General features: G+C 71.1%; 19 protein-coding genes. 6 read left to right on the forward strand and 13 right to left on the reverse strand.

Going from position 1 to position 26,170, the window contains the following annotated elements; genetic code table 11:
* Nucleotides 1-40 precede the first annotated feature (40 nt).
* From LXT12_RS18390 to malQ, 4 genes are all read left to right on the forward strand, one after another.
* The gene (locus LXT12_RS18390) at nucleotides 41-2,566 is read left to right on the forward strand and encodes a glycogen/starch/alpha-glucan phosphorylase (protein WP_233393746.1); all 2,526 of its coding nucleotides are present in this window, start codon (nucleotides 41-43) and stop codon (nucleotides 2,564-2,566) included.
* 2 nt (nucleotides 2,567-2,568) lie between these two features.
* Nucleotides 2,569-4,746, forward strand: coding sequence for a 1,4-alpha-glucan branching protein GlgB (gene glgB / locus LXT12_RS18395; protein WP_233393747.1), 2,178 nt, complete (start codon nucleotides 2,569-2,571; stop codon nucleotides 4,744-4,746).
* A gap of 104 nt (nucleotides 4,747-4,850) precedes the next feature.
* On the forward strand, nucleotides 4,851-6,929 hold the full coding sequence (glgX, locus tag LXT12_RS18400; protein WP_233393748.1) for a glycogen debranching protein GlgX: 2,079 nt from the start codon (nucleotides 4,851-4,853) through the stop codon (nucleotides 6,927-6,929).
* Nucleotides 6,926-8,440, forward strand: coding sequence for a 4-alpha-glucanotransferase (malQ, locus tag LXT12_RS18405; protein ID WP_233393749.1), 1,515 nt, complete (start codon nucleotides 6,926-6,928; stop codon nucleotides 8,438-8,440). The genes glgX and malQ overlap by 4 nt, the downstream gene beginning before the upstream one ends.
* A gap of 42 nt (nucleotides 8,441-8,482) precedes the next feature.
* On the opposite strand, the gene LXT12_RS18410 is transcribed toward malQ, so the two are convergent.
* Together LXT12_RS18410 and LXT12_RS18415 are read right to left on the reverse strand one after the other, a co-directional pair.
* On the reverse strand, nucleotides 8,483-10,315 hold the full coding sequence (locus LXT12_RS18410; RefSeq protein ID WP_233393750.1) for a glycoside hydrolase family 13 protein: 1,833 nt from the start codon (nucleotides 10,313-10,315) through the stop codon (nucleotides 8,483-8,485).
* Complete coding sequence (locus tag LXT12_RS18415; protein WP_233393751.1) at nucleotides 10,312-11,964, reverse strand: alpha-amylase family glycosyl hydrolase; 1,653 nt, start codon at nucleotides 11,962-11,964, stop codon at nucleotides 10,312-10,314. Before LXT12_RS18415 ends, LXT12_RS18410 begins: the two co-directional genes overlap by 4 nt.
* A 119-nt stretch (nucleotides 11,965-12,083) precedes the next feature.
* On the opposite strand from LXT12_RS18415, the gene LXT12_RS18420 reads away from it, so the two are divergent.
* Nucleotides 12,084-14,777, forward strand: coding sequence for an alpha-1,6-glucosidase domain-containing protein (locus LXT12_RS18420; RefSeq protein ID WP_233393752.1), 2,694 nt, complete (start codon nucleotides 12,084-12,086; stop codon nucleotides 14,775-14,777).
* A 26-nt stretch (nucleotides 14,778-14,803) separates the two neighbouring features.
* Here LXT12_RS18420 and LXT12_RS18425 read toward each other — a convergent pair whose 3' ends face one another.
* Entirely contained in the window at nucleotides 14,804-15,574 is a 771-nt protein-coding gene (locus tag LXT12_RS18425; RefSeq protein ID WP_233393753.1) for a substrate-binding periplasmic protein, read from the reverse strand.
* A 213-nt stretch (nucleotides 15,575-15,787) separates the two neighbouring features.
* On the opposite strand from LXT12_RS18425, the gene LXT12_RS18430 reads away from it, so the two are divergent.
* Nucleotides 15,788-16,990 carry a tetratricopeptide repeat protein gene (locus tag LXT12_RS18430; RefSeq protein ID WP_233393754.1) on the forward strand — a complete coding sequence of 401 codons (1,203 nt, stop codon included), beginning with the start codon at nucleotides 15,788-15,790 and terminating at the stop codon, nucleotides 16,988-16,990.
* Between the two features lie 5 nt (nucleotides 16,991-16,995).
* Here LXT12_RS18430 and LXT12_RS18435 read toward each other — a convergent pair whose 3' ends face one another.
* The 10 genes from LXT12_RS18435 to LXT12_RS18480 all read right to left on the reverse strand — a co-directional run bounded on the left by LXT12_RS18435 (nucleotide 16,996) and on the right by LXT12_RS18480 (nucleotide 26,081).
* On the reverse strand, nucleotides 16,996-17,322 hold the full coding sequence (locus tag LXT12_RS18435; RefSeq protein WP_233393755.1) for a YkgJ family cysteine cluster protein: 327 nt from the start codon (nucleotides 17,320-17,322) through the stop codon (nucleotides 16,996-16,998).
* Nucleotides 17,323-17,353: 31 nt separating this feature from the next.
* The gene (gene atpE, locus LXT12_RS18440; RefSeq protein WP_233393756.1) at nucleotides 17,354-17,596 is read right to left on the reverse strand and encodes a F0F1 ATP synthase subunit C; all 243 of its coding nucleotides are present in this window, start codon (nucleotides 17,594-17,596) and stop codon (nucleotides 17,354-17,356) included.
* 196 nt (nucleotides 17,597-17,792) lie between these two features.
* Nucleotides 17,793-18,194: an Hsp20/alpha crystallin family protein gene (locus LXT12_RS18445; protein WP_233393757.1), complete on the reverse strand. Its 402-nt coding sequence runs from the start codon at nucleotides 18,192-18,194 to the stop codon at nucleotides 17,793-17,795.
* Nucleotides 18,195-18,216: 22 nt separating this feature from the next.
* Nucleotides 18,217-18,663 (reverse strand): Hsp20/alpha crystallin family protein, encoded by a 447-nt coding sequence (locus LXT12_RS18450; RefSeq protein WP_233393758.1) that lies wholly within the window; start codon nucleotides 18,661-18,663, stop codon nucleotides 18,217-18,219.
* Nucleotides 18,664-18,802: 139 nt separating this feature from the next.
* Nucleotides 18,803-20,263: a bifunctional serine/threonine-protein kinase/universal stress protein gene (locus LXT12_RS18455; RefSeq protein WP_233393759.1), complete on the reverse strand. Its 1,461-nt coding sequence runs from the start codon at nucleotides 20,261-20,263 to the stop codon at nucleotides 18,803-18,805.
* Nucleotides 20,263-21,039, reverse strand: a complete 777-nt coding sequence (locus LXT12_RS18460) for a metallophosphoesterase family protein (protein WP_233393760.1) — start codon at nucleotides 21,037-21,039, stop codon at nucleotides 20,263-20,265. Before LXT12_RS18460 ends, LXT12_RS18455 begins: the two co-directional genes overlap by 1 nt.
* Before the next feature lie 49 nt (nucleotides 21,040-21,088).
* Nucleotides 21,089-23,530, reverse strand: a complete 2,442-nt coding sequence (locus LXT12_RS18465; RefSeq protein WP_233393761.1) for a spermine/spermidine synthase domain-containing protein — start codon at nucleotides 23,528-23,530, stop codon at nucleotides 21,089-21,091.
* A gap of 120 nt (nucleotides 23,531-23,650) precedes the next feature.
* Nucleotides 23,651-24,277 (reverse strand): putative 2OG-Fe(II) oxygenase, encoded by a 627-nt coding sequence (locus LXT12_RS18470; protein WP_233393762.1) that lies wholly within the window; start codon nucleotides 24,275-24,277, stop codon nucleotides 23,651-23,653.
* On the reverse strand, nucleotides 24,274-25,233 hold the full coding sequence (locus tag LXT12_RS18475; RefSeq protein WP_233393763.1) for a HupE/UreJ family protein: 960 nt from the start codon (nucleotides 25,231-25,233) through the stop codon (nucleotides 24,274-24,276). Before LXT12_RS18475 ends, LXT12_RS18470 begins: the two co-directional genes overlap by 4 nt.
* Complete coding sequence (locus LXT12_RS18480; RefSeq protein ID WP_233393764.1) at nucleotides 25,230-26,081, reverse strand: peptidyl-prolyl cis-trans isomerase; 852 nt, start codon at nucleotides 26,079-26,081, stop codon at nucleotides 25,230-25,232. The genes LXT12_RS18475 and LXT12_RS18480 overlap by 4 nt, the downstream gene beginning before the upstream one ends.
* Nucleotides 26,082-26,170 lie beyond the last annotated feature (89 nt).

Consider the following 26,170-nt stretch of genomic DNA (forward strand, 5'->3'; position numbering starts at 1 on the left):
TCGGGTAGCATTCTTGCCCCCGTCACTGGGGCCGGCACTGATGAACACCCCAACACGTCTCAGCTCCGGGCTGACCGTCCAACGCAAGCCCGGCGCCAAGGCCGCCTCCGCGATGAAGAAGCCGACCGTCCTGACATCCGAAGACAAGGCCCTGCGCGCCGCCTTCGAGAGCGCCTACGAGCGCGAGCTGTCCCAATCCAGCCATGGCGCGACGCCGCAGGCGGCCTTGCACGCGGCCGCCATCGCCTGCCGTGAAACCCTGGCGCGCCGCTGGGCCGCGACGCAGGCTGCCGACGCCCAGCGCGGCGAGAAGGCGCCGGTGCGCCGCGTGCACTACCTGTCGATGGAGTTCCTGATGGGCCGGGCGCTGTCCAATGCGCTGGCCGCCTTGAAGCTGGTGGAGCCGTTGGAGGCGAGGCTGGCCGAGCAGGGCCTCGCGCTGGGCGACGTGCTGGAGCGCGAGCCCGATGCGGCCCTGGGCAACGGCGGCCTGGGCCGCCTGGCCGCCTGCTTCCTCGACAGCTTCGCCGAACTGGAGCTGCCGTCCTTCGGCTACGGGCTGCGCTACCGCTACGGCACCTTCGCCCAGGTCATCCAGCAGGGCCGCCAGCTCGAGCAGCCCGACGACTGGACGCGCGACGCCCCGGCCTGGGAGCTGCCCCGCCACGACCTGCGCTACCCCGTGGGCTTCGGCGGCCGGGTGGAGGTGGATGCATCCGGCGTGCGCCGCTGGATGCCGGCCGACATCCTCGAGGCCCAGGCCTTCGACTTCATCGTGCCGGCCCACCACAGCGAGCGTGTCTCCACGCTGCGCCAGTGGCAGGCCACGGCGGCGCCCATCGCCTTCAAGCCCTTCTGCGAGGGCGACTACCCGCATGCGGCCCGCCACCAGGTGCTGGCCGACGCGATCAACTGGGTGCTCTACCCGGACGATTCCACGGAACATGGGCGCGAGCTGCGCCTGAAGCAGGAGGCCTTCCTCGTCAGCGCCTCGCTGCAGGACCTGCTCGCCCGCCACCTGCGCGAGTTCGGGTCGCTGCACAACCTCGGCAAGACCAACGCCATCCACCTCAACGACACGCATCCGGCGCTGGCGCCGGCCGAGCTGATGCGGCTGCTGCTCGACGAGCATGGCCTGGGCTGGGACGAGGCCTGGAAGATCACGCGCCAGGCGGTGGCCTACACCAACCACACGCTGATGCCCGAGGCGCTGGAGACCTGGCCGGTCCGCATGTTCGAGAACCTGCTGCCGCGGCACCTCGAAATCATCTACGAGATCAACCACCGCTTCCTGGAGGAGCTCAAGGCGCGCTTCCCCGGTGACCACGGCCTGGCCTCGCGCGTGTCCCTCATCGACGAAGGCAGCCATGGCGGCGAGCGCCGCGTGCGCATGGCTTCACTCGCCCTGGTGGCCTCGCACCGTGTCAACGGCGTCGCGGCCCTGCACTCCGAGCTGATGGTGCAGACCATCTTCGCCGACTACGCCCGCATCTGGCCCGAGCGCTTCCACAACGTCACCAACGGCGTCACGCCACGGCGCTGGCTGCAGCAGGCCAACCCGCGCTTGTCCGCGCTGCTGGACGGTCGCATTGGCGACGGCTGGCGCAAGGATCTCGCGGAGCTGGGCGAGCTGAAGGCCCTGGCCGGCAACCGCGAGCTGGGCGAGGAGTTCCTGGCCGTCAAGCGCGCCAACAAGGAAGACCTGGCGGCCGTCATCCGCCGCGAACTCGGGCTTTCGGTCAGCGTGGACAGCCTGTTCGACATCCAGATCAAGCGCATCCACGAGTACAAGCGCCAACTGCTCAACCTGCTGCACGTCATCGCCCGCTACCAGGCCATCCGCGACAACCCCGAGGCAGCTTGGGTCCCGCGCACCGTCATCATTGCTGGCAAGGCGGCTTCCGCCTACCAGATGGCCAAGAGCATCGTGCGCCTGGCCCATGACGTGGCCCGCGTCGTCAACAGCGATCCGCGCGTGGGCGACAAGCTCAAGCTCGTCTTCCTGCCCAACTACAGCGTCACGCTGGCCGAAAGCATCATCCCGGCGGCCGACCTGTCCGAGCAGATCTCCACGGCCGGCACCGAGGCCTCGGGCACCGGCAACATGAAGTTCGGCATGAATGGCGCGATCACCATCGGCACCTGGGACGGCGCCAACATCGAGATGGCCGAGGCCTGCGGCGTGGAGAACATGTTCGTGTTCGGCCTGCGCGCCGATGCCGTCGCCAAGATCAAGGCGCTGGGCTACGACCCGCGGCTGTACGTCGAAGAGAATCGCCAGCTCAAGCGCGTCATCGATGCCATTGCGGCGGGCGTGTTCAGCAACGGCGACACCGAGCGCTACCGCCCGCTCGTGGACAGCCTGCTGCACCGCGACGTCTATCTGCTGATGGCCGATTTCGCCGATTACGTCGCCACCCAGGCCAAGGTCGATGCCCTGTTCGCCGACCGCGCCGCCTGGGCCGAGCGAGCCTTGCGCAACATCGCCGGCATGGGCCCGTTCTCGTCCGATCGCACGATCGCCGAGTACGTGGACCGTGTCTGGTCCGTGAAGAGTTTGAACTGACGATGATCACCGACGCCGACCTCGACGCCTTGCTGGCAGGCCGCCATGCCGATCCCTTTTCCCGGCTCGGCCTGCATGCGGACGACAACGGTCGGCTGTGGGTGCGGGCGCTGCTGCCGGGCGCCGCGGAGGTGGCCTTGCTGGACGCGGGCAGCCACAAGCGCATCGTCGGCCTGGAGCAGAGGCGCGCCGGCTTCTTCGAGGCCCTGGTGCCGCGGCGCAAGCACCGTTTCGACTACCGGCTGGCCGTCAGCTGGCTCGGCGGCGGCGAGGGCGTCTACGCCGACCCCTACAGCTTCTACCCCCAGCTGGCGGACGACGAACTCAAGGCCTTCGCCGAGGGGCGCAACTTCCGCCCCTGGCTCAGCCTGGGCGCGCATCCGGTGCAGCACGGCGACGTGCCGGGCGTGCGCTTCGCCACCTGGGCGCCCAACGCCCGGCGCGTCAGCGTGGTCGGCAGCTTCAACAACTGGGATGGCCGCCGCCACCCGATGCGGCTGCGCCATGCGGCCGGCGTGTGGGAGATCTTCGTGCCGCACGCGGCCGAGGGCGACCTCTACAAGTTCGAGATCGTGGGCGGCAACGGTGCGCTGCTGCCGCTCAAGGCCGACCCCTACGCCAGGCGCGCCCAGCTGCGGCCGGACAACGCCAGCATCGTCGCGGCCCTGCCCGAGCCCACGCCGCTGCCGCGCCAGCGCGACCGCGCCAACCAGCGCCACGCGCCCATCAGCGTCTACGAGGTGCATGCGGCCTCCTGGCGGCGCGGCGCCGAGGGCGGCTTCCCGACCTGGGACGAACTCGCCGCGGAGCTGCCGGCCTACGCGGCCGACTTGGGCTTCACCCACGTCCAGCTCATGCCCATCACCGAGCATCCCTTCGATGGCTCATGGGGCTACCAGACCCTGGGCCTGTATGCGCCCAGCGCCCGCTTCGGCCCGCCCGAAGGCTTCGCGCGCTTCGTCAAGGCCTGCCATGACCAGGGCCTGGGCCTGCTGCTCGACTGGGTGCCTGCGCATTTCCCGATGGATGCCCACGGCCTCGCGGAATTCGACGGCACGCGGCTCTACGAATACGCCGATCCCAAGGAAGGCTTCCACCGCGACTGGAACACCCTCATCTACAACTTCGGCCGCACCGAGGTGCGCGAGTTCCTGATCGGCAGCGCGCTGTACTGGATCGAGCGCTGGGGCGTGGACGGCCTGCGCGTCGATGCCGTGGCCAGCATGCTCTACCGCGACTATTCGCGGCCCGAGGGACAGTGGATCCCCAACATCCGCGGCGGGCGCGAGAACCTCGAGGCCATCTCGCTGCTGCGCGAGATGAACGAGCACGTCGGCGAGATCCAGGGCGCCGTCACCGTGGCCGAGGAGAGCACCAGCTTCCCGGGCGTCTCGTCGCCGACCTACGCGGGCGGCCTGGGCTTCCACTACAAGTGGAACATGGGCTGGATGAACGACACCCTGCGCTACATGGCGGAGGACCCGATCAACCGCCGCTGGCATCACGACAAGATGACCTTCGGCCTGATCTACGCGTTCAGCGAGAACTTCATGCTGCCCATCTCGCACGACGAGGTCGTGCACGGCAAGGGCGCCATGCTGGCCAAGATGCCGGGCGACGACTGGCAGAAGTTCGCCAACCTGCGCGCCTACTACGGCTTCATGTGGGGCCATCCGGGCAAGAAGCTCCTCTTCATGGGCCAGGAGTTCGCACAGCGCGACGAATGGAACCACGCCGAGCCTCTGCCCTGGGGCCTGTTGGAGGATGAGCGCCACGCCGGCATGCAGCGCCTCGTGCGCGACCTCAACAAGCTCTACCGCGAGCACACGGCCCTGCATCGCCTGGACTGCGAGAGCGGCGGCTTCGAGTGGATCAGCGCGCACGACGCCGAGCACTCCATCTACGCCTGGGTGCGGCGCGACGGCACTGGGCGCATGGTGGTGGTCGTCTGCAACTTCACGCCGGTTCCGCGCGAGGGCTATTCCCTCGGCGTGCCGGACGGCGTCACCGCCTGGCGCGAGGCACTCAACACCGACTCCGCCTACTACGGCGGCAGCAACATGGGCAACGGCGTGGCCGCGGCCGGCCTGCCCGTGCAGGCGCAGCCGGCGCACGGCCGGCGGCTGTCCATCACGATCAACCTGCCGCCGCTGGCGACCTTGTTCTTCGTTCCGATCTGAAAACCAAAGGCAACCACAGAGGCACAGAGCCACAGAGGAACTCCATGCAGGCCGCTTCTCCGTGCCTCTGTGCCTCTGTGGTTGCATTTCCTCCGTCTCTCTAGATGGCGCATCTCCCCAACCTCCAACCCGGCTGGCACGAACCCCTCGGTGCGCTGGCCCGCGACGGTGGCGTCAACTTCGCCGTCTTCAGCGAGAACGCCACCCGCATCGAGCTCTGCGTCTTCGACGCCGAGGGCCAGCGCGAGCTGCGCCGCTACACCCTCGACGGGCCGCACGATGGCGTGTGGCACGGCTTCCTGCCCGGTGTCGGGCCCGGTCTGGTCTACGGCCTGCGGGCCCACGGGCCCTACGCGCCCGAGCAGGGCCACCGCTTCAACCCGCACAAGCTGCTGCTCGACCCCTATGCCCGCGAGATCGTCGGCCACTTCGGCTGGCGGGCGGAGCACCACGGCTACGAGCTGGGCCACCCCGACGGCCCGCGCTCCCTCGACACGCGCGACAACGCCGCGCAGGCGCTCAAGGCCCGGGTCGCACCGCCGCTGCCGCCGGTGGTGCGACGGCCGCGCCTCGCGCCCGACCAGGTCGTGCTCTACGAAGTCCACGTCAAGGGCTTCTCGCGCCTGATGCCTGGCGTGCCGGAGGAGCTGCGCGGCACCTACGCCGGCCTGGCCCATCCGGCGTCCATCGCCCACTTCAAGCGCCTGGGCGTGACGACGCTGTCGCTGCTGCCCGTGCATTACTGCATCGACGAGCCTCATCTCGCCGAGCGCGGCCTGCACAACTACTGGGGCTACAACACCCTGGGCTTCTTCTGCCCCGACCCGCGCTGGGCGCAAGCCGCGCACCGCCATGACCCCACGGCCGTGACGGCCGAGTTCCGCGGCATGGTCCAGGCCCTGCACGAGGCCGGCCTGGAGGTCGTGCTCGACGTCGTCTACAACCACACGCCAGAAGGCAACGAGTTCGGTCCCACCCTGTCGCTGCGCGGGTTGGACAACAAGACCTACTACCGCCTCGTCGCCGGCGACTGGAGCCGCTACGAGAACCTCACCGGCTGCGGCAACACGCTGCACTGCTCGCATCCGCGCGTGACGCAGTTCGTGCTGGACTCGCTGCGCCACTGGGTGGCCGAGATGGGCGTGGACGGCTTCCGCTTCGACCTCGCGCCCGTGCTCGGCCGCGGCTCGCACGGCTTCGACCCGGGCGCTGCCTTCTTCACCGCACTGCGCCAGGACCCGGTGCTGGCCGGCGTGCACCTCATCGCCGAACCCTGGGACGCCGCCTACGACGGCTACCAGGTCGGCCGCTTCCCGGGCCGCTTCCTGGAGTGGAACGACAAGTTCCGCGATGCGGTGCGGGGCTATTGGCTGGGCGCGGGGCCGGGCGTGGGCCGCGGCGAGCTGGCGCGGCGCTTCATGGCCTCCAGCGACGTCTTCCATCACGGCCAGCGCCTGCCCACGGCCAGCGTCAACTTCGTCGCCGTGCACGACGGCTTCAACCTCGCCGACCTCACCAGCTACGGCGCCAAGCACAACCAGGCCAATGGCGAAGACAACCGCGATGGCCGCGACGGCGAACTCTGCGCCAACTTCGGCGCCGAAGGCCCCACCGACGACCCGGCGATCCAGGCCACGCGGCGCCGCGTGCGCCGGGCGCTGATGGCCACCCTGCTGTTGGCGCAGGGCACGCCCATGCTGTGCGCCGGCGACGAGATCGGCCACAGCCAGGGCGGCAACAACAACGCCTACTGCCAGGACAACGCGACCACCTGGCTCGACTGGCCCGGCGCGGACGGCAGCATGACCGAGCTGGTGGCCCAGTTGCTGGCACTGCGGGCGGCGGAGCCGCTGCTGCGCCACCCGCGCTGGTTCGCCGGCACGGCCGGCGACGCCTGCATCGCCTGGCATGCGCCGAGCGGCCACGAGATGGCGCCGCACGACTGGCACGACGCCGGCCAGCGCGCCTTCGGCGTGCAACTGCGGGAGGCGGGTGCGGCCGAGCCGCGGCTGATGATCGTCTTCAACCCCGACCCCTCGGCGCTGCCCTTCCTGCTGTGCCACGGCCCCTGGCAGCTCGTGTTCGACAGCAGCGGCGAGGCCGCGGCCACCGTTGTCCTGCCCGGCCAGCCGCTCGGCGTGCCGGGCCGTTCCCTTCTCGTCCTGCGACACGCACCGACATGAACCTCGACCAACGCTCCTCCGGTGTGCTGCTGCACATCACCTCGCTGCCCGGCCCCCACGGCATGGGCGACTTTGGTCCTGACGCCTACCGCTTCGTCGACTGGCTGCAAGCCGCCGGCCAAGGCATCTGGCAGCTGCTGCCCACCACCCCCATCGGCCCGGGCGACAGCCCCTACCAGGGCGTGTCGGCCTTTGCCGGCAGCCCCTGGATGGTGGCCCTCGAGCCGCTGGTGGCCAAGGGCTGGCTGCAGCCGCCCCAGGTGCCGGACTTCAACTGCGAGCGCGTCGACTACGGCCGCGTCACCCCCTGGCGCGAGCAGCAGCTGCGCGGCGCCGCGGCCGGTTTCTTCGCCTCGGCCGCTGCGGACGACCGCCAGGCCTTCGCGGCCTGGTGCGAGACGCAGAAGAGCTGGCTCGACGACTACGCCCTCTTCATGGCCATCCGCTCGCCGCTGAACGGCCAGCCGTGGTGGACCTGGGAAGACGGACTCAAGCGACGCGCTCCCAAGGCCATCGCCAAGGCCCGCAAGGACCATGCCGACGAGATCGCCTTCTGGCAGTTCGTGCAGTGGCAGTTCGACGTGCAGGTCGGCGCGCTGAAGGCCTATGCCAACGAGCGCGGCGTGCACCTCATGGGCGACCTGCCCATCTTCGTCGCCCATGACAGCGCCGACTGCTGGTCGCGGCCCGACCTCTACGAGCTGGACGACGACTTCCAGACCGCCGTCGTCGCCGGCGTGCCGCCGGACGACCTCGGCCCACTGGGCCAGCGCTGGGGCAACCCGCTCTACCGCTGGGACCGCATGGCCGCCGAGAACTACGCCTGGTGGACGGCGCGCATCCGCCGCGCCCTCAGCCAGGCCGACGTCTTCCGCATCGACCATTTCCGCGGCTTCGCGGGCTACTACGAAATCCCCGGCGACAGCCCCGACGCCACCCGCGGGCGCTGGGTCACCGGTCCCGGCATGGCCCTGTTCGACGCCATCCGCCAGGCCCTCGGGCCCCTGCCCATCGTCGCCGAGGACCTGGGCTTCATCACCGACGACGTGCACGCCCTGCGCGACGGCTGCGGCTTCCCGGGCATGAAGATCCTGCAGTTCGCCTTCGGCGCCGAGGGCGACCACGAGTTTCTGCCGCACATGTGGTCCAGGGCCTCGGTCGCCTACACGGGCACCCACGACAACGACACCGTGCGCGGCTGGTGGAACCAGGCCAAGCCCCGTGAGCGCGCCTTCGCCGGCTCCTACCTCGCCTGCGGCGAGCACGACGTGCACTGGGCCATGATCCGCGCCTGCGCCAACTCGGTGGCCAACATGGCCGTCTACCCGTTGCAGGACGTGCTCGGCCTGGACAGCAGCCACCGCATGAACGTGCCGGGCGTGCTGGGCGGCAACTGGGGCTGGCGCTTCCGCTGGGACATGCTGGGCGCCGAGCCGACGCGGGTGCTGGGCCTCATCACGGCCGCCGCCGGCCGCGGGCCTTTCGAGCTGCTCAGGCTGCCGGCCTGCTGAGCGGCCGGCCGGGCCTCGGAGCTTTCGCCGGGGCCTGGGTGTTCAGCGGCTGATCTCGAGGATCAGCGGGCTGCGGGCAGGCACGCTGACGGTGGCGCCGACCTCGAAGGCCTGGCCCGTCATCACGTCGCGGGCGTGGTCTCCCACCCGCAGCCGCTCGGGGAAGCGCGCCGTCGGCAGCGTCGCCGTCTTGCCGCCCTTGTTCAGCGCCACCATCACTGTGCGTCTCGCGTCGTAGCGGAAGAACACGTAGCAGCCTTCCAGCGGCGCGTACTGCATCAGCGCGCCGTCGTGGACGACGCCGGTGGTCTTGCGCCAGTTGAACAGGCGCCGCACCCAGTCCTGCATGGCGCGCTGTTCGGCCGTCAGGCCGGCACCGGTGAAGGCGCTGGCCTGGTCGCCGGGCCAGCCGCCGGGCATGTCGGCCCGCACGCGGCCGTCGTCGCGCTCGACCGGGCTCTCCATCAGCACCTCCGTGCCGTAGAACATCTGCGGGATGCGCCGCGTCGTGGCGAGGTAGGCCAGCGCGATCTTCGTGAGGCCGACGTCACGCTTCATCAGCGAGAACAGGCGGGGCGTGTCGTGGTTGCCGTCGAAGAGCACGAGGTTGGCCGGGTCAGGATAGACGAAGTCGTGGGCCAGGCCCTCGTAGAGCTTGGTCAGGCCGGTGTGCGGGCCGTCTTCCTCCGTCAGCGCCGCCAGCAGGGCGGTGTTCATCGGGAAGTCCATCATGCTGGGCGCCTGCGAGGCGTAGCCGTCGTGGTTGCGCTTGCCGCGCTGCCAGTAGGCCACCACGGCCGGATGCGGGCTCCACTCCTCGCCGACGATGTTCAGCCGCGGGTACTCCTGCATCACGCGGGCCGACCAGCGGGTGAGGAAGTCGCGGTCGGAGTAGGAGTAGGTGTCGGTGCGGATGCCCGAGAGGCCGGCCGTCTCGATCCACCACAGCGTCATCTGCGTCAGGTAGGTGGCGAGTTCGGGCCGGCGCTGGTTGAGGTCGGGCATGTGGGGCGTGAACCAGCCGTCGGTGAAGCGCTTGCGGTCGCTCGGCGCGGCATAGGGGTCCTGCAGGGTGACGCGCGCATGGTGGGTCTCGGTGTATTGCGGCCACTGGTTCAGCCAGTCCGGCGCCGGCAGGTCGGCCATCCACCAGTGGCCGGCGCCGATGTGGTTGAGCACGATGTCCTGGATGACGCCCACGCCGAGGGCCCGCGCCTCGGCCGCCAGGGCCAGGAAGTCGTCGTTGCTGCCGAAGCGCGGGTCGACGCGGTAGAAGTCGGTCGCCGCATAGCCGTGGTAGCTGTAGGTGGCGCTGTCGTTGACCACCAGAGGCGTCGGCCAGAGCTGGGTGAAGCCGAGCCCGGCGATATAGCCCAGGTGCCGGCGCAGGCCGGCGAGGTCGCCGCCGTGGCGCCCGCCCGGGTTGGCCCGGTCGACGCCTTCCTTCAGGCCGTCCTGCCGGCCGCTGCCGCCCTTCGCGAAGCGGTCGGGCACGACGAGGTAGATGGCGTCCCGGGGTCCGAAGCCCTGGCGTTGGGCCGAGCCCGGCGCACGCGCCCGCAGCGGGTAGCGCAGCGGCTCGCCGCCGTCCAGGCTGAGCGCCAGCTCGCCGGGCCGGGCCTCAGGCCCGATGTCCAGGTCGACGAAGAGGTAGTTGGGGCTGTCGGCCCGGTGGCTGCCCACCAGCCGAACGCCCGGGTAGGGCGCCAGCGCCACGCGCGCGTCGGCGACGCCGGGGCCGTGCAGCATCAGCTGCAGCGCGGGTTCGCGCATGCCGACCCACCAGTGGGGCGGCTCGACGTGCTGCAGGGGGGCGGCGGTCAGGGGGAGGTTCATCAGCAGGGTGGTCGCAAGGGAGAACAGGGTTTTCTTCATGGGGCTTCGATCCGGTAGACCCGCAAGGAAAGCGGCGGCAGCGTGATGCCGGCCTGACCGGAGGCATCCGCCTTCAGCGTCGCCGCCTGCTGCGGATAGGCGGCCCGGCCGCGGGCTCTGGAGGGCAGGCCCTGGACGCGCAGCTGCGCCGGTCGGTCGCCGTAGTTGATGACGACGAGGCTGCGCTCCCGGCCGTGCACGCGCTGGAAGCTCCAGGCCTGGCCGACGACCTGGTCGGCCTCGTAGCGGCCCAGGGCCAGCGAGGGCAGGGCGCGCCGCAGGGCGATCAGGCGGCGGTAGAAGTTGAACAGCGAGTCGGGGGCGCGCTGCTGGCTTTCGGCGTTATGTCGGCTGCGGTTGAGGGACAGGGGCCGGTAGGGCACCAGGCTGGTGCTGAAGCCGTCCGGACCCTCGTTGGCCGGCGTCCAGCTCATGGGGGCGCGCAGCGGGGCGTCGTCCCGGGGCGTCTTGCCGTCGATGCCGGCCAGGCCGATCTCCTCGCCGTAGTAGACGAAGGGCGTGCCGGGCAGCAACAGGTAGCTGGCGGCCGCGAGGCGGTAGCGGGCCTCGTCGCCGTGGAGCTGGTCCCAGACGCGCTGGCCGGTGAAGATGTCGTGGTTGTGCAGGAAGGTCGCCATCGTCGGCGACATGCTGCGGTAGTAGTCCGCCACGCGCTGCACGGCCTCGGCCTCGCCCTTGGCCGCTGCCATCATGTCCGCATGCAGGTTGAAGGCGAAGGCGCCGCCGCAGAGTTCCGGTGCGCCGTAGTCGATGGGCTTGGCCGTGGCCTCGCAGACGACGTAGCGGCCGGGGTAGCTCTTGATCAGGTCCTGGAAATGCTTGGTCAGCGCGCGGCTCTCGGGCTGGTCGTTCCAGTCCCGGGCGTTGTTCTCGATGAGATGGGGTGCGGCGTCCAGCCGGTAGCCGTCCAGGCCGCGGTTGAGCCAGAAGCGCAGCGAATCCTCGTGGTAGCGCACGACGGCCGGGTTGCGCAGGTTGAAGTCGGGCATCTGCGGGCCGAAGGTGCCGAAGTAGACGTCGGGCGAACCGGGCCGAGGTGCCGGCATGTCCTTCAATTCGCCGTCCCAGGCCCAGGGCCGGGTGGCGGCGTCGTACCAGGGGTATTTGCCCCAGATGTCCCAGCCCGGCCCCGGGTCTGGGTTCCAGACGAACCAGTGGCGCCAGGGGCCGTCACGGTCCTGCAGCGCCGCCTGGAAGGCGGGGGACTCCCAGGACGCGTGGTTGATGACGTAGTCCATGACGATGCCGATGCCACGCTTGTGCGCCTCCCGCACCAGGGTGTCGAAATCGTCCAGCGTGCCGTACTGCGGCTCGATGCGCCGGTAGTCGGTCGTGGCATAGCCGTGGTCGTGATCGGAGCTGGCCGTGATGGGCATCAGCCACAGGCCGCTGACCCCCAGCTTCTTGAGGTAGTCCAGCCGCCGGATGAGGCCGCGCAGGTCGCCGATGCCGTCGCCGTCGCTGTCCTGGTAGCCGCGCACGAAGATTTCCATGAACACGCCGTGCTGCCAGTCCACGGGCAGGGCACTGGCCCGCGGGAGCGCGGGTACGGGCTGGACGTCCAACTGGGCCCGTGCCGTGCCGGCTGCGGCGAGAAGTGCAGTTATCAGCAGTTTCTTGGTGTTCATGTATTCAAACTACGTAGATTGCTGGCGCCGAGCATATCGGCTCTCCCAATGGAGTCGCCACAAGGATTTCCATGTATGTAGTTTTGCTACTATCGATCTCGCCACCCAGGAGACCTTCCATGCCTGCTCGTCCCGCGCTCGTCGCGTTGTTGGGCCTGATGCTGATTGCCGGCCCGGTCCGGGCTTCGGACCTCGACGACTGCGACGCCGCCGTCCCCATGCCGGCGCCGGCCGCCACGCCCCGCGCCGAGGCCTACTGGCTGGACGGGCGCCATCTGCAATGGCCAGGCCTGGAACTGCGGCCCGGCGAGCGCGTGCGCCTGCACCATGCGCGCGCGGCCGGCATGCGGGCGACGCCGGGCGAGCCGGTCTCGGGCAGCGACGGCGCGATCGAACTGGCCCCGAGCCCGGGCGTGCCGCCGCCGGCCTTGCGCTTCATTGCCGAGGGGCCGCGGTTCGAGGTCGTGCAGGGCGACGTCGCCTCGCTGCTGCGCGAGCAATTGCTGCTGGTGCGGGAGTCGGCCGACGGTCACGTCGTCGCGGCCACCGGCCTCCAGCTCGCGGGAGCGCTGGACGACCTCTACGCGACGGCCGAGCGGGTGGACGACCTCGGCGTGCTTCCGACGCCGGGCGGCACGGCCTTCGCCGTCTGGGCGCCAACCGCGCAGCGCGTGCAGCTTTGCCGTCATGCCGGCCCGGAGTCGCCGGCCATCGCCGTCGATGCGATGGTGCGGGACGCCGACACCGGCGTGTGGCGCGTGAAGCTGCCCGGCGACCTGAGCGGCCAGGCCTATCGCTATCTCGTCGACGTGGTGACGCCAACGCATGGCCTGGTGCGCAACCTCGTGACCGATCCCTACTCGGTGGCGCTCACTGCCGATTCCCGGCGCAGCCTGGTGGCCGATCTCGCCGCGCCGGCGCTCAAGCCGCCCGGCTGGGACGCCTCACACCGCCCCGCGGCGGCCAGGGCGGCGACCGACCAGGTCATCTATGAACTGCATGTGCGCGACTTCTCGACCAGCGACATGAGCGTGCGGCCGGCCTGGCGCGGCAAATACCTGGCCTTCACCGAAGCGGGGTCCCGGGGCATGCGGCACCTGAGGGCGCTGGCCCGGGCCGGCGTGACCGACGTGCATCTGCTGCCCGTCTTCGACCTGGCCAGCGTGCCGGAGCGCGGCTGCAGGACGCCCGAGGTGCCCCGCGCCGCGCCCGACAGCGAGGCCCAGCAGGCCGCCGTCACGGCCCTCGCCGCCGAGGACTGCTTCAACTGGGGCTACGACCCCTGGCACTACGGCGTGCCGGAGGGCAGCTATGCGACCGACCCGCGCGACTTCCGCCGCATCGTCGAGTTCCGCCGCATGGTCATGGCCCTGCATGCCGCGGGCCTGCGCGTGGGCATGGACATGGTCTACAACCACACGGCCGCGGCCGGACAGCATCCGCGCTCGGTGCTCGACCGCCTGGTGCCGGGCTACTACCACCGGCTGGATGTCCGGGGCCAGGTCGAGCGCTCGACCTGCTGCGACAACACCGCCACCGAGCACCGCATGATGGCCAAGCTGATGATCGACACGGCGGCCCGCTGGGTGCGGGAGTACCGCATCGACGGCATGCGCTTCGACCTCATGGGCCACCAGCCGCGCGAGGCCATGGAGCGGCTGCAGGCGCGCGTGAACGCCGAGGCGGGGCGGCCCGTGCCCCTGCTGGGGGAGGGCTGGAACTTCGGCGAGGTGGCGAACGGCGCGCGCTTCGTGCAGGCCTCTCAGCTGAGCCTGAACGGCAGCGGCATCGGCACTTTCAGCGACCGTGGCCGGGACGCGGCGCGCGGTGGCAGTGCCGGCGAGGCCGGCGACGACAGCGTGCGGCACCAGGGCTGGCTCAACGGCCTCGTCTATGCGCCCAACGCGCTCGCCGCCGCCGGGCCGGAGGAGCTGCTGGCGGCGGCCGACATGATCCGCGTCGGCCTGGCGGGCTCGTTGCGCGACGTCGAGCTGACGACCTGGCGCGGCGAAAGGCGCCGGCTCGACCAGATCCCCTATGGCGACCAGCCGGCCGGTTATGTCTCACAGCCCGGCGAGGTCGTCAACTACGTCGAGAACCACGACAACCAGACGCTGTTCGACGTGAACGTGCTCAAGCTCCCGCTGGCCACCTCGCGCGCCGACCGTGCCCGGGTCCAGGTGCTGGGCGCGGCCCTGGTGGCCTTCAGCCAGGGTGTGGCCTATTTCCACGCCGGCCAGGACATCCTGCGCAGCAAGAGCCTGGACCGCAACAGCTACGACTCGGGCGACTGGTTCAATCGCCTGGACTGGAGCTACCGGACCAACCACTTCGGCACCGGTCTGCCGCCGCGCCAGGACAACTTCGGCAAGGACGGCCGCGACTGGGCACTGGACCGCGAGCGCCTGCGCGACCCGGGCATCGCGCCCGGTCCGGCGGAGATCGCCTGGGCGCGCGACGTCTTCCGCGACCTGCTGCGCATCCGCGCCAGCACGCCGCTGCTGCGCCTGCCCACCGCCGCCGAGGTGAAGGCGCGGCTGAGCTTCCCCGGCAGCGGCCCCGGGCAGAACCCGGTGCTCGTCGCGACCCGCATCGACGGCCGCGGCCTGCCCGGCTTCAAGGCCGTGATCGCCATGATCAATGTCTCGCCCCATGCCCAGGTGCTGGAACTTCCCGGCGAGGCGGCCTCGCACTGGGAGCTGCATCCGGTGCAGCGGCACGGGGCCGACGCCCGGGTGCGACGCGAGGCCCGGGCCAGCGCGGGGCGCTTCGAGGTGCCGGCCCGTAGCGCGGTCGTCTTCGTCCTGCGCTGACGCCGCGGCGCCGTGCGGCTGCGGTGTCAGCGCAGGTCTTCGGGCCGGGCCTTGAGGCCGTAGAGCCTGAAGAGCCGCTCCACGCTGCCATCGGCGAGCAGGGCCTCGTGGGCCTCGCGCAGGCGGGCCGCCTCGGCCTCGGTGACGCCGCCCTGGGCCGCCAGCCAGATGTCTGCGGACTCCAGCACGAGGCCGGCGTGCAGGTGCGCCGGGTCTCGGCCGCTGCGGCGCCAGGCGTCGGTGTGGATGAGCTCGCTGCCGAAGATGGCATCCACGAGGCCGCGTTCCAGCGCCCTGTGCATGTCGGCGATGCTGGCGGCCTGGTAGACCCGTTCGGCGGGCACGCCCTGCTGCTGCAGGCTGGCGAGGTTGGACGAACCGCGCAGTCCGCCCACGCGGGCCTGACGGGCCTGTTCCAGCGTCTCGACCCGGGGCTTGCCGGCCAGGGTCAGGAAGGCGAAGCGCTGGGCGTACAGCTTGAGCAGCCACTGGAAGCGCGCTTCACGGTCCGCGGTCCGGTTCAGCGGCAGGATGAGGGTGCGCGGCTGTTCGCCGGCCAGCAGCATGGCGCGCGCCCAGGGGAAGAACTCCACCTGCAAGGGCAGCTCGGCGCGCTTGAACACCGCCTCCACGAGATCGAGCAGCACGCCGCGCCTCCCGGGCTCGCCCGGCATGGCCATGGGCGGCAGATCGCCGGTCACGAGGCGCAGCGGTGCCTGGCCTCGTTCCGTCGACGCGGTGGCTGACCAGCACAGGGCGGGCAGGGCGGCGAGGGCGAGGCGGCGTCCGGTGTGCATCGCAGCATCGTCTCAGCACGGGAGCTGCCGGGCAAGTGCAGGAAGCGGGAAATTCAAGCGGCGACCGAAGAATCTCGTTGCCACCTGCTACGCCGGTTAGCGTGACTCAAGACAGCAGGTCACGGCAGGACTAAGCTGTCATCAGATTCACACGTTTGTCACTGTTGCTGAAAGGTGGCGGCGCATGGATCTCGAATCAGCGAGGAGACTCCCATGAAGATTCGTGTACTGATTGCCGGCTTGGCGCTGACGGGCCTTGTCGGTTGTGCGGTCGAACCCAAGCAGCCGCCGACCGTCGACGTGTTCGATGACGCAGCGTTCACCCGGCCGGATGTGTCTTTCGATCCCGCCCAGGCGCTGGAGATCACTCCGGCGATGAAGCGCTTCGCCGACGTCGAGATGGCGCCGATGGTCCGCACCAAGGGTTTGCGCAATGGCCTGATCGAGTCGCTCTATACCAAAGGGCGGCTCCAGATCGACTATGACGCTGAGGTGACGCGCACGGCGTCAGAAGCGTTCGAGGCCAGGCGAGGCAACTGCATGTCGCTGGTCCTGATGACGGCAGCGTTCGCGCGGTACCTCAATGTTCCCGTCCGGTTCAACAGCGTCTACACCGAAGAGAGCTGGACACGCTACAACGGCATCTTCTTCGTCGCCGGCCACGTGAACATCACCCTCGTTCGACGGCCCACCACGGGGCAGTCGATCATCTTCGGCGACCCGGAACTGCTGACCATCGATTTCCTGCCGCCAGACCAAGTCCGCAACCAGCGCAGTCGGGTGATCGATGAATCGATGGTGGTTGCGATGTTTCTCAACAACCGTGCCGCCGAGGCGCTTGCGGTCGGGAAGATCGATGAAGCCTATTGGTGGGCGAAGTCAGCGATCGCCACGGATGCCCGTTGGCTCGCCGCTTACAACACCCTGGCCGTGCTGTACCGACGCAAGAGCATGCAAGACCGTGCAGAGACGGCCTTGCGCCTGGTACTGGAGCGAGAGCCGTTGAACACTCAAGCACTGTCCAACCTGGCGTTGGTGCTGAGCGAGCTCGGGCGTCGCGAGGAGGCCCAGGCCGTCGCCAATCAGATCGCCCAGATTCAGCCGGTGGCTCCGTACAAGTTCTTCGACGAAGGCGTAGAGGCGATGAAGGCTGGCGAGTTTGCCGCAGCGCGGCAGCTGTTCCGCAAGGAGGTCGCTCGAGCGGCGTATGTGCCGGAGTTCCACTTCTGGTTGGGGCTCGCCAATTGGGGTCTTGGCGACGTGCCGGGCGCGCGCGGCGAGATTGCCAAAGCCCTGGAGAACAGCGCCACTGCCCGGGATAGGGAGATCTACGGCGCCAAACTGGCCTGGCTGAATGCTGTTAGAGAACAGCAGCAACGACGCCGCGAACCATTGATGCAGCGTCCGGGTTCATAGGCCGCTCATAGCGGCGCAAGCCCATGCCGCGCCCGGGCCCGCGCGCAGGCGTCGTCGCCGATCCCCATGGGCGCGCGCTCGCCGAACTCCCGGCAGGGCGAAGGCCGCCATTCGTGGATGCCGCAGGCGGCCTTGACGCCGACCTGCCCGCTGAAGGCCGCGCAGCGGGGCTGGGCGTGGTCGGTGCCGCGCATGCGCACCAGCCGGCCGGTCAGCTCGACGGCGAGGCCATCGGGCACGCTTCCACCCTCGCTCAGCAGCTCGCTGCGGTCGAAATCGACCCGGAAGCTCATGCAGCAGGCGCCGCAGCTCAGGCAGGGGTTGTCGCTCATGCCGCCAGTGTAGGCAGTCAGGCGGGGCGGCTCAGCGGGCGAAGGGGTTGGCCGTGGCGAACCACAGGCCGACGCCGGTGGCGATGATGAAGGCGCCGTCGGTCACGCCAACCGCCAGGAAGAACTTGGTCTGCAGCTCCGGCGCGACCTCGGGCTGGCGGGCGATGCCTTCCAGCAGCTTCATGCTGGCCAGCCCGATGCCCAGGCAGGAGCCGAAGGCGGGAATGCCGATCAGCAGGGCGACGGCGAGGGGCAGGACATCGAAGGTGGGCATGTGGGACTCCTGGGTTGATGCCCAGGAGTCTGGCCGCCGGCACGCACGGCGTCGATGACCTCCGAGGTCATGGCGTATGAAGCAGGAGGTCTTGCGGGCCGAGCGCTGGGCCGTTCCCGAGCCGGCCCGCGCCGTCCCCTAGGGGGACCGGCTGGGCTTGCCGGCGTTCAGCCGGAGCAAGACCAGGCGAGGGGCTTCAGCTTACCTCGATGCGTCGCGGCTGGGCATGGGCCTGCTTCGGGATGCGCAGGCGCAGCACGCCGTCCTTGAGCTGGGCTTCTATGCGCGAGGCGTCCAGCTCGCGGCTCAGCGTGAAGGAGCGGCGGTAGCGCGGCAGGCGCACTTCCGCGTAGACGGGTTCGAGGCCCGTGGGAGCGGCGGCGTCCACCCGGCCTTCGATGCGCAGAGTGTCGCCCTCGACCTGCAGCTCGAGCTGCTCGCGGGCCACGCCCGGCAGGTCGGCGGTCAGCGTGATGCCCGTGTCGTCCTCGCTCACGTCCACGCGCGGCATCAGGGCGCGGTCGCTGTCGGCCTCGGCGCCCTGGCGTGCCGGCGTGCGGTCGTGGCCGGCGTCGGTCTGTACGGCAGTGGTGCTCATGGTGCAGTCCTCCTTGGATGGCTCACTGGACGGTGATGCGCCGGGGCTGGGCCTCGGCTTGGCGTTCGACGCTGATGCGCAGCACGCCGTCGCGGTAGCTGGCCTGCACCTTGGACGCGTCGGCGTCGTCGGGCAGGCTGATGGCGCGGCGGAAGCTGCCGCTGAAGCGCTCGCGGCTGTAGGTGCGGGTGCCCTCCTGCTGGGCCGGGGCTTCGCGCTCGCCGGCGATGCTCAGCACGCCGCGGTCCACGGTCACTTCGAGCTTGGCCGGGTCCAGGCCCGGCGCGAAGGCGTAGACCTCCACGCTCGTCGGCGTGTTGCCCACGTTGATGGCCGGGAAGGTGCCGGGCGCCACGGAGCGGATGCTCGACGGCGCGCCGTAGCCGCCGAAGTGCTCGTCGAAGACGCGGTTCAGGCGGTCGAAGTCGGAGAAGAAGTTGGAAGGGAAGGTCCAGAGGGATGAGTACATGAAAGCCTCCTTTCGGGTTCGACGCCGCGAGGCGGGCAGGCCTGGCGCGGCATCGCAGCCGAATTAGGGCTGGGCTCGAGGCTTTCAAGGGGCGGCGGCAGGGCGGCTGTTTCGTCGTGAAACAGCCCTGCGGCGCCGCTCAACCGGCGGGTTCGCGCACGACGGTGACCGTGCAGTCGGACTCGGCCACCACCTGGGCCGACACGCTCCCCAGGTAGCGCCGCAGCGCCGAGGCGCCGCGGGCACCCATGACGATGTGGTCGACGCCGTTGCGGTGGGCGAAGTCGATGATGGCGCCCGCCGCGTCGGGGGCCTCCAGCACGTGGAAGGTCAGCCGGCCGTCGTCCAGGCTCAGGGCCTTGCTGATGGGGCGGGCCCAGTGCTTGAGGGCGATCAGCTGCTTCACGTGCACGCTCTGGCCGTGCTTGTCGGTGAGTTCGTCGATGCCGATGCGGTTGACCTTCATGATGGACACGCAGGCCAGGCGGGCGCCGGCTTCGGTCTGCACGATGCGCCGGACGGTTTCACGCAGCTGTTCCAGCAGCTCGGGGGTGGCGTGGTCCACGTCAACGGCGGCCATGACGATGGGGCTGCGCGCCAGCTGCTCGCCGACCGGCGTGGGCGGAGCGGGCTCGGCGCCGAGCGCGAAGAACCAGCGCTTGAGCCGCCGCATGGCGCCGCTGGCCTGGAGCTTCTCGGAGCGGGCCGTCAGGGCCACGCCGGCCGGCTCGCGCAGGTCCAGGGCGAGCTGGGCGGCGCTCTGGTAGCGGCGCTCCGGCTTGACCTCCAGGCAGTGCAGGATGACCTCCTGCAGCCAGGCCGGCAGCTCCGGCCGGATGGCGCGCGGCGGCACGGGCTCGACGTAGAGGCGGCGGCGCAGCCCGCGCACCGAGCTGGGCTGGCCGAAGGGCCGCTCGCCCGTGGCCAGGTGGTAGAGCATGACGCCCAGGGCGAAGAGGTCGCTGCGCGGGTCGTTGCGCACGAACTGCACCTGCTCAGGGCTCATGTAGGGGCCCGTGCCCATGGGCAGGGTGAACTCCTCCTCGAGCAGGTCGGGCAGGTGCTCGTGGCGGCTGAGGCCGAAGTCCACCAGCACGGCCGTGCCGTCGGGGCGGAACATGATGTTGCTGGGCTTGATGTCCAGGTGCACCACGTGCTGGCGGTGCAGGGCGGCCAGGGCGGTGGCGACGCGGGCGCCAATGTCGGCCACCTCCTCGGGAGGCAGGGGAGCGTCGTCCAGGCGCGGGCGCAGCGTCTGCCCCGGGATGTGCTCCATGACGATGTAGGCCTGCTTCGTCCAGTCGCCGCGGGCGACGAAGCGCGGCACGTGGGGGCCGCTGAGTTGCGGCATCAGCATCTGCTCGACCTCGAAGCCGACGATGGTGGCCGGGTCCTCGCCGCCCTTGATGCGCGGCACCTTCATGAGCAGTCCCATGCCCTCGTCGGCGTCGGGGGCGGGCTCCAGCCGGCTCACGCGCCAGAGGTTGGCCATGCCGCCCTGGTGCAGCCTCTCCTCCAGCCGGAAGCCGTCCAGCACCTGGCCGGCTTCCAGCGGAGCCGGGGGAGCGGGCTGGGCGGCGGGCGGGCTGGTGGTGCTCATCATTCCCCCTGGCTGAGGCGGCGGGCGAGGCGTTCCGCGATGGGCGCCGGCAGCGCACTGGCCCGCAAGGCGGCGCAGGCGGCGTCGACGTCGTAGGCGACGCGGCGGAAGGTCACGCGGGCGTCGTTGAGGTCGGACTTGGCGGGGTCGAACAGCGCGTAGCAGGCGGCCGGATTGCCGTCGCGCGGCTGGCCGCAGGAGCCGGGCACGATGAGCCACTGGCGGTGCCCTGGCAGGGGCATGGGCACGTCGGCCACCGGCCGGAAGTCGCCCGCCTTGCCGGTGCCCGACAGGTGGTAGAGCATGGGTTCGTGCATGTGGCCGCAGGCCTGGATGCGCGCCGGGCTGGCATGCAGGCTCTTCACGGCCTCGGCGCGGCCCTGCACGTACTCCCAACCCTTGGGGTCGTAGGCATTGGCGTGCACGAACAGACAGTGCCCCGGCTCGCCGTGGGCCTGCAGCGGCAGCCGGGCGAGGAAGCGCAGGGCATCCTCGCCGAGCTGGGCACGCGTCCAGTCGACGACGGCGCGGGCGTCCGGGTGCATGCCCGGCGTGCTGCCCTGCACGACCGCCTCGTCGTGGTTGCCCTGGATGGCGATGGCGCCGTCGGCCACGAGGGCTGCGGCCTGCTCGACCACCCAGGCCGGGTCGGCGCCGTAGCCGACGAAGTCGCCCAGCAGGGCATAGCGTGTCGCGCCCTGTGCCCGGGCGTCGGCGAGCACGGCCTCGAAGGCCTGGCGGTTGGCATGGATGTCGGTGATGAAGGCCCAGCGCATCCCCGGAGCTTGCCACGAAGGACTGACGCCGGGCCAACAGGCCTGCCGGTCAGGATGGGGCGAGGTCGGGGCGGATGCGGCCGAGGGCTTCGCGCAAGGCCTGGGCGGCGGCCGGGTCGCGGGGGGCCAGGGCTTGCGCCAGGCGCCGCAGCGGCTCGGCCGCGGGCAGGAAGTCGGGGCTGCGGCGCAGCACGGCCAGCAGCGGCTGGCCGACGCGGGCCAGCATGACGGCCGGGTCGGCGCTGGCCTGCGTGTGGCGGCCGAGGGCCAGGTAGTCGCGGCGGGCCTGGGCGTAGGCGGCCAGGCGCCCGGCCAGTGCGGCATCGGTGGTCGCGAGCAGGTTCGCGGGGTCGATGCCCACCTCGCCGAGCAGGGCCAGCAGCCGGTCGCGGGGGGCGGAGTCGGGCGCGTAGGTCGCGCGCGGCGCGCGGTAGGCCACCCAGGGGCGGTCGTCGGTGTTCAGCGGGGCGCTGCCGGCCAGGCGGCGCAGGGCGGGGGCGTCGGCAATGAAGCTGCCGAGCACGGCGAAGTCGTCGCCCAGGCCGAAGCGGCCGGCCAGCTCCGGCCACGCGGCCCGGGGCTGGAAGCGCGTGCCGCCCTGGCGCCCGATGAGGCCGACCGTGGGGGTGTCCAGGCTGTTGCTGGCCAGCGCGGCGGCGCCGTCGGGGAAGGCCTGAAGGAAAGCGGCGGTGATGCTGCGCAGGGTGTCGAGGTCGAGCTGGTGCAGGGGCAGCCACTGGCAGAACAGGCCGCCCGGTGCCAGGCGCTCGCGCACCGCGCGAAAGTGCTCGACGGTGTAGAGCGCGCCCGAGCCGCTGCGCGCGGGGTGGAAGTTGTCGGACACGACGACGTCGTAGGGCTGGCGGGCCGTGCGCACGAAGCGGCGGGCGTCCGCGGCGTGCACGCGTGGCGGCGGCCCGTCGCCCAGCGTGGGGCGGAACAGGGCCGAGGCCTCGATGACCTCTGGCAGCAGCTCGACGGCGTCCACCTGCACGCCCGGCAGCCGGGCCGCCACGCCGGCGGTGATGCCCGAGCCCAGGCCCAGGAAGAGGGCGTGCCGCGGCGCCGGATGCAGCAGCAGCGGCAGCAGGGCCTGGCGGCCGTCGACGAGCAGGGTGGCGCTGCTGCCTTCCTGCTGGCGGTTGTTGATGCGCAGCCGCGCCACGCCGGCCTCGTCCTCGACGACGCTGACCGCCGCCATGGCACCGTCGCGGTAGCTGAGCAGCCGGCCGCCTTCGGGCAGGTCGACGAAGGCCAGCGGCGGGGTCAGCGCGGCGAGGGCCGCGGCAACGCCGGCCGGCAGCCACCACCCGGCGCTGCGCCATGCCGGCAGGATGAGCAGATAGCCGGCCGCGACCAGCAGCAGCGCGGCCTTGGGGCCGAGCGCCGGCGCCAGGCCGACGCCGAAGACGGGCGCGGCCAGCGCGGCCCCGAGGGTGTTGATGCCCAGCGCCCGGCTGAAAGGGATGCCGGCCGCCGCGGCGTCGGCGCAGAGCCGGCAGAACAGCGCGCCCATGATCCAGGTGGGCAGCGCGAACACCGCCAGCGCGAGCAGGGCCTCCACGGCGAGGGCGCCCGCCAGCCCGGCAGGCAGGCGGGCTGCCAGCGCCTGCTTGAGCGCCTCGGCGCCCCAGAGCGCGGCCATGCCCAGCAGCACGGCGCAGGCCAGGCCCTGCAGCAGGCGCGCGGTGCCATAGCGCGCCGGGGCGCGCGCGAAGGCCGCGGCCCCCAGGGCGCTGCCGCCCAGATAAACGGCCAGCAGCAGGGCGAAGGTGTAGACCGTGTCCTCGGCAACCTGGCTGAGCACCCGCACGGCCAGCACCTCGTAGGCGATGCCGAGCAGGCCCGTGGCCGCCAGCAGGGCGAGGGGCCGGCTGGAGCCGCGGGGGGCGGTCAAGGGCGGCGGCCCGGCCCGCAGCACCGTGCCGGCCAGCACGGCGCAGGCCAGGTTCAGCGCCGCGCACAGGCCGGCGCTGCGCGTGAGCCCCGCTTCAGGGATGAGCCAGAAGGCCGTGGCCAGCACGCCCGCCACGGCGCCCAAGGTGTTGGCGGCGTACAGCGGTGCCAGCCGCGCCGCAGCGATGCGGGCCATGGCCGGCAGCGTGGCGCCCATGGCCGCCGTGGCGGGCAGCAGCAGCAGGAAGCTGGCGCCGAACGCGACGCTCCACTGCCACGCCGGCGAGGCCTCGGGGCCGATGAGGGCCAGGGCCGCGTTGCCCGCGGCCGGCATCGCCGCCATCAGCACCAGTCCCCACAGGCCGATCAGCGCTTCGAAGCCGGCATACCAGCGCAGCGGCCGGGCGCTGGCCTCGATGCGCGACCCGAGGGCCAGCGCACCCAGCGACAGGCCGCCGAAGAACGCGGCGACGACGGCCAGGACGGCCGCGCTCTCGTGGCCGAGCACGAGGCCCAGCTGCTGCGTCCAGACGATCTGGTAGCCCAGGCCGGCAAAGCCGGAGGCCACCATCAGCAGCAGTGCAAGACGGCTCATCCAGTTGTCCCTGTGCGCTTCGGGCAAACAACACAGCCACAGAGGCACAGAGACACAGAGGCAGCGGGATGAAGATCTCTCTGTGTCTCTGTGCCTCTGTGGCTTTGTTTGGATTCCGCTTCAGGCATTGAAGCTCAGCGTGTAGCCCCAGCTCTCCAGCCGCGTCGGGATGGCGTTGAAGGCCAGGGTGATGCGCCGGCCGCCGGCGTTGGGCGGCACGGCATGCATCAGGTAGCTCGGGAAGAGGATGAGGTCGCCGGGCTCGGGCGAGGGGCTCACCCATTTCTCGGCGTTGTAGGGGCCGGTCGCCACGCCGGCGTGGTCGTTCTTCAGCGCGAAGTCGTGGCCGCCGGGAGATTTCATGAACACCGTGCGGGCCGAGTCGTCGGTCTTCGTCAGGTAGACCACGCCCGAGGCGAAGCTGTTGGCGTGGTTGTGCATGGCCTGGCGGCCACCGGTGTCCAGCACGTTGACCCACATCTCCTTGATGGCCCAGCCCAGGGTCTCGCCGAAGAGCAGCCGGCCGAAGTCGGTGATCTTGGGTGTGACGAGAGAGGCCGCCTGCACGAGCAGCGGGCTGTCGGCCGGCTGCAGCATGCGGGTGTGGGACAGGGCGTCGGAGCTGTTGTTGCGCTCCAGGGCCCGCGTGCTGAAGTGGTCGACCAGGGCGTCGACCAGGGCCGGCGGCAGCACGCCCGGGGCGCGCAGCAGCGGCGTCGGGAACAGGCCGATGACTTCGTCGCTCATGACAGCAGCGCAGCGATGCGCAGCCACGACCAGTAGGCCGCCACGCTGCCGATGGCGTAGAGCAGGGCCGTGCGCAGGCGCTGGGCGGCCGGCCAGCGGCTGGCGAAGCGCCACAGCATCCAGCAGGCGGCGACGGTGAGCAGCTGGCCGAGCTCGACGCCGACGTTGAAGGTCAGCAGCGCGACGAGCAGGTGGTTCTCCGGCAGGCCGATTTCCTTGAGCGCGCCGGCGAAACCCAGGCCGTGCACCAAGCCGAAGAGGAAGGCGACGACGGCCGGCCAGCGGCGGGCCAGGGTGTCGCGCTTGTGCAGGGCTTCGCCGGCGACCAGCACGATGGACAGGGCGATGCTGGCCTCCACGGGCGGCGAACGCAGCACCAGCAGGCCCAGGGCCGAGCAGGCCAGCGTGAGGCTGTGGGCCGCCGTGAACGCCGTGATGGTCCACAGGAGCCGGCGCTGGAAGCCGACGAGGAAGAGCAGGCCGATGACGAAGAGCAGGTGGTCGATGCCGGTGAGGATGTGCTCCACGCCGAGCAGGGTGTAGGCGCGGGCGATCTCGCCCATGCCGCGCGGGTCGTCGGCGGCGCCGTAGAGCTGCACGCTGGGCTGGCCGGCGGTCAGGGTGTAGACGCGGCTCTGGCCGTCGCGCCACTGGACCTTGACGAGGGCGGCCGAGTAGCGCTCGCCGACGCCCCTGATGTGCAGCGTGCCAGCCAGGCCCTGCTCGCCGCAGCGCAGCAGGTTGGCGTCGGCCGTGCAGCCCTCGGGCCAGACGGGGGTGAGGTCCTGGGCGGCGGGGCGCTTCTCAGTGGCCATCCACTGCCACAGGAACTCGCCGCGCGCCGTCTCGCGCAGCTGCATCTCGGCCATGCTCATCTCGTGGGCCGGCGAGGGCAGGGCGGCGACGGCCAGGGCCAGCATCAGCGCGGCCCGCCAGGCGATCAGCAGCCGCTTCATTTCGAGGCGGCCTCGACCTTGACGACGTACTTCTTCGCCAGGGCCGCGACGGCGGCGCTGCGCTGCTCGGCCAGGGTCGCGTCGGTCCAGTCCTGCAGCACCACGCCGCGCAGGTTTTCGAAGCTCGCGGGCCTGGCGGTGCTGGCCGCGTCCAGGCGCACGGCGCGCCAGCCGTCGCGGCTCTTCAGCGCCAGCCAGCTGCCGGGGGCGGCGGCTTCCAGCGCCTTGGCGAAGTCTTCGCCATAACTCTGCAGCAGGTTGGCGTGCGGGCGGCCCTTGAAGACGCGCAGGCCGGCCTTGGCGTCGCCCGGCGCGCCGTTGTTCAGGCTGTCGACGAATGCCCGCACCGCGGCTTCGCCGGGCTCGCCCGGCAGTACGGCCTCCTGGAAGTCGAAGCGGGCCGGCTCGTCGTACTTGGCACGGTGCTGCTCGAACCAGGCGCGCAGCAGCTTGTCGTCGGCCGCGGGCAGCTTGGTGCCACTGTCGACGACGCTCAGGGCCTTGAAGATGACGCGCTCGCGGATGGCGGTATCGCCCTTGTCGAGTTGCAGGGCCAGGCCCTCGCGGTAGAGCACCTCGTTGTCCAGCCACACCTTGCGCAGTGCGGCCATTTCCTCGGCGTTGGGATCGCGGTTGCGCGTGGCCTTGAAGAGCTGGCGGGCCTCGTCGTCGACCTCGGCGCTGATGACGATCTCGTCGGCATCCCCGGCGCGCCGGTTGACGGCGTGGTCGACGCCGAAGAGCAGGGCGCCGAGCAGCAGGAAGTGCAGCAGGGGTTCACGGGTCCACCCCGGCAGGGCCGGTCGGGAGCGGGTGGGCAGGGCGACGGGAGGCAGGACGCTGGACATGGACTGCGATGCTAGGCAGCGAACAAGACAGAACGAAGACAGCCGCCCGCGGCGCGAGGCCACGGGCGGCTGCCGGGAGCGCGGCGCGG

The organism is Pelomonas caseinilytica, assembly GCF_021353235.1.
In the GTDB taxonomy this organism is placed as follows: Bacteria; Pseudomonadota; Gammaproteobacteria; order Burkholderiales; family Burkholderiaceae_C; genus Pelomonas; species Pelomonas caseinilytica.

What these genes read in the sequence shown, in the direction of transcription:
- LXT12_RS18390 (WP_233393746.1), top strand. Translation starts at nt 41, where the DNA reads ATGAACACCCCAACACGTCTCAGCTCCGGGCTGACCGTCCAACGCAAG.
- glgB (WP_233393747.1), top strand. Translation starts at nt 2,569, where the DNA reads ATGATCACCGACGCCGACCTCGACGCCTTGCTGGCAGGCCGCCATGCC.
- glgX (WP_233393748.1), top strand. Translation starts at nt 4,851, where the DNA reads ATGGCGCATCTCCCCAACCTCCAACCCGGCTGGCACGAACCCCTCGGT.
- malQ (WP_233393749.1), top strand. Translation starts at nt 6,926, where the DNA reads ATGAACCTCGACCAACGCTCCTCCGGTGTGCTGCTGCACATCACCTCG.
- LXT12_RS18410 (WP_233393750.1), bottom strand. Translation starts at nt 10,315, where the DNA reads ATGAAGAAAACCCTGTTCTCCCTTGCGACCACCCTGCTGATGAACCTC.
- LXT12_RS18415 (WP_233393751.1), bottom strand. Translation starts at nt 11,964, where the DNA reads ATGAACACCAAGAAACTGCTGATAACTGCACTTCTCGCCGCAGCCGGC.
- LXT12_RS18420 (WP_233393752.1), top strand. Translation starts at nt 12,084, where the DNA reads ATGCCTGCTCGTCCCGCGCTCGTCGCGTTGTTGGGCCTGATGCTGATT.
- LXT12_RS18425 (WP_233393753.1), bottom strand. Translation starts at nt 15,574, where the DNA reads ATGCACACCGGACGCCGCCTCGCCCTCGCCGCCCTGCCCGCCCTGTGC.
- LXT12_RS18430 (WP_233393754.1), top strand. Translation starts at nt 15,788, where the DNA reads ATGAAGATTCGTGTACTGATTGCCGGCTTGGCGCTGACGGGCCTTGTC.
- LXT12_RS18435 (WP_233393755.1), bottom strand. Translation starts at nt 17,322, where the DNA reads ATGAGCGACAACCCCTGCCTGAGCTGCGGCGCCTGCTGCATGAGCTTC.
- atpE (WP_233393756.1), bottom strand. Translation starts at nt 17,596, where the DNA reads ATGCCCACCTTCGATGTCCTGCCCCTCGCCGTCGCCCTGCTGATCGGC.
- LXT12_RS18445 (WP_233393757.1), bottom strand. Translation starts at nt 18,194, where the DNA reads ATGAGCACCACTGCCGTACAGACCGACGCCGGCCACGACCGCACGCCG.
- LXT12_RS18450 (WP_233393758.1), bottom strand. Translation starts at nt 18,663, where the DNA reads ATGTACTCATCCCTCTGGACCTTCCCTTCCAACTTCTTCTCCGACTTC.
- LXT12_RS18455 (WP_233393759.1), bottom strand. Translation starts at nt 20,263, where the DNA reads ATGAGCACCACCAGCCCGCCCGCCGCCCAGCCCGCTCCCCCGGCTCCG.
- LXT12_RS18460 (WP_233393760.1), bottom strand. Translation starts at nt 21,039, where the DNA reads ATGCGCTGGGCCTTCATCACCGACATCCATGCCAACCGCCAGGCCTTC.
- LXT12_RS18465 (WP_233393761.1), bottom strand. Translation starts at nt 23,530, where the DNA reads ATGAGCCGTCTTGCACTGCTGCTGATGGTGGCCTCCGGCTTTGCCGGC.
- LXT12_RS18470 (WP_233393762.1), bottom strand. Translation starts at nt 24,277, where the DNA reads ATGAGCGACGAAGTCATCGGCCTGTTCCCGACGCCGCTGCTGCGCGCC.
- LXT12_RS18475 (WP_233393763.1), bottom strand. Translation starts at nt 25,233, where the DNA reads ATGAAGCGGCTGCTGATCGCCTGGCGGGCCGCGCTGATGCTGGCCCTG.
- LXT12_RS18480 (WP_233393764.1), bottom strand. Translation starts at nt 26,081, where the DNA reads ATGTCCAGCGTCCTGCCTCCCGTCGCCCTGCCCACCCGCTCCCGACCG.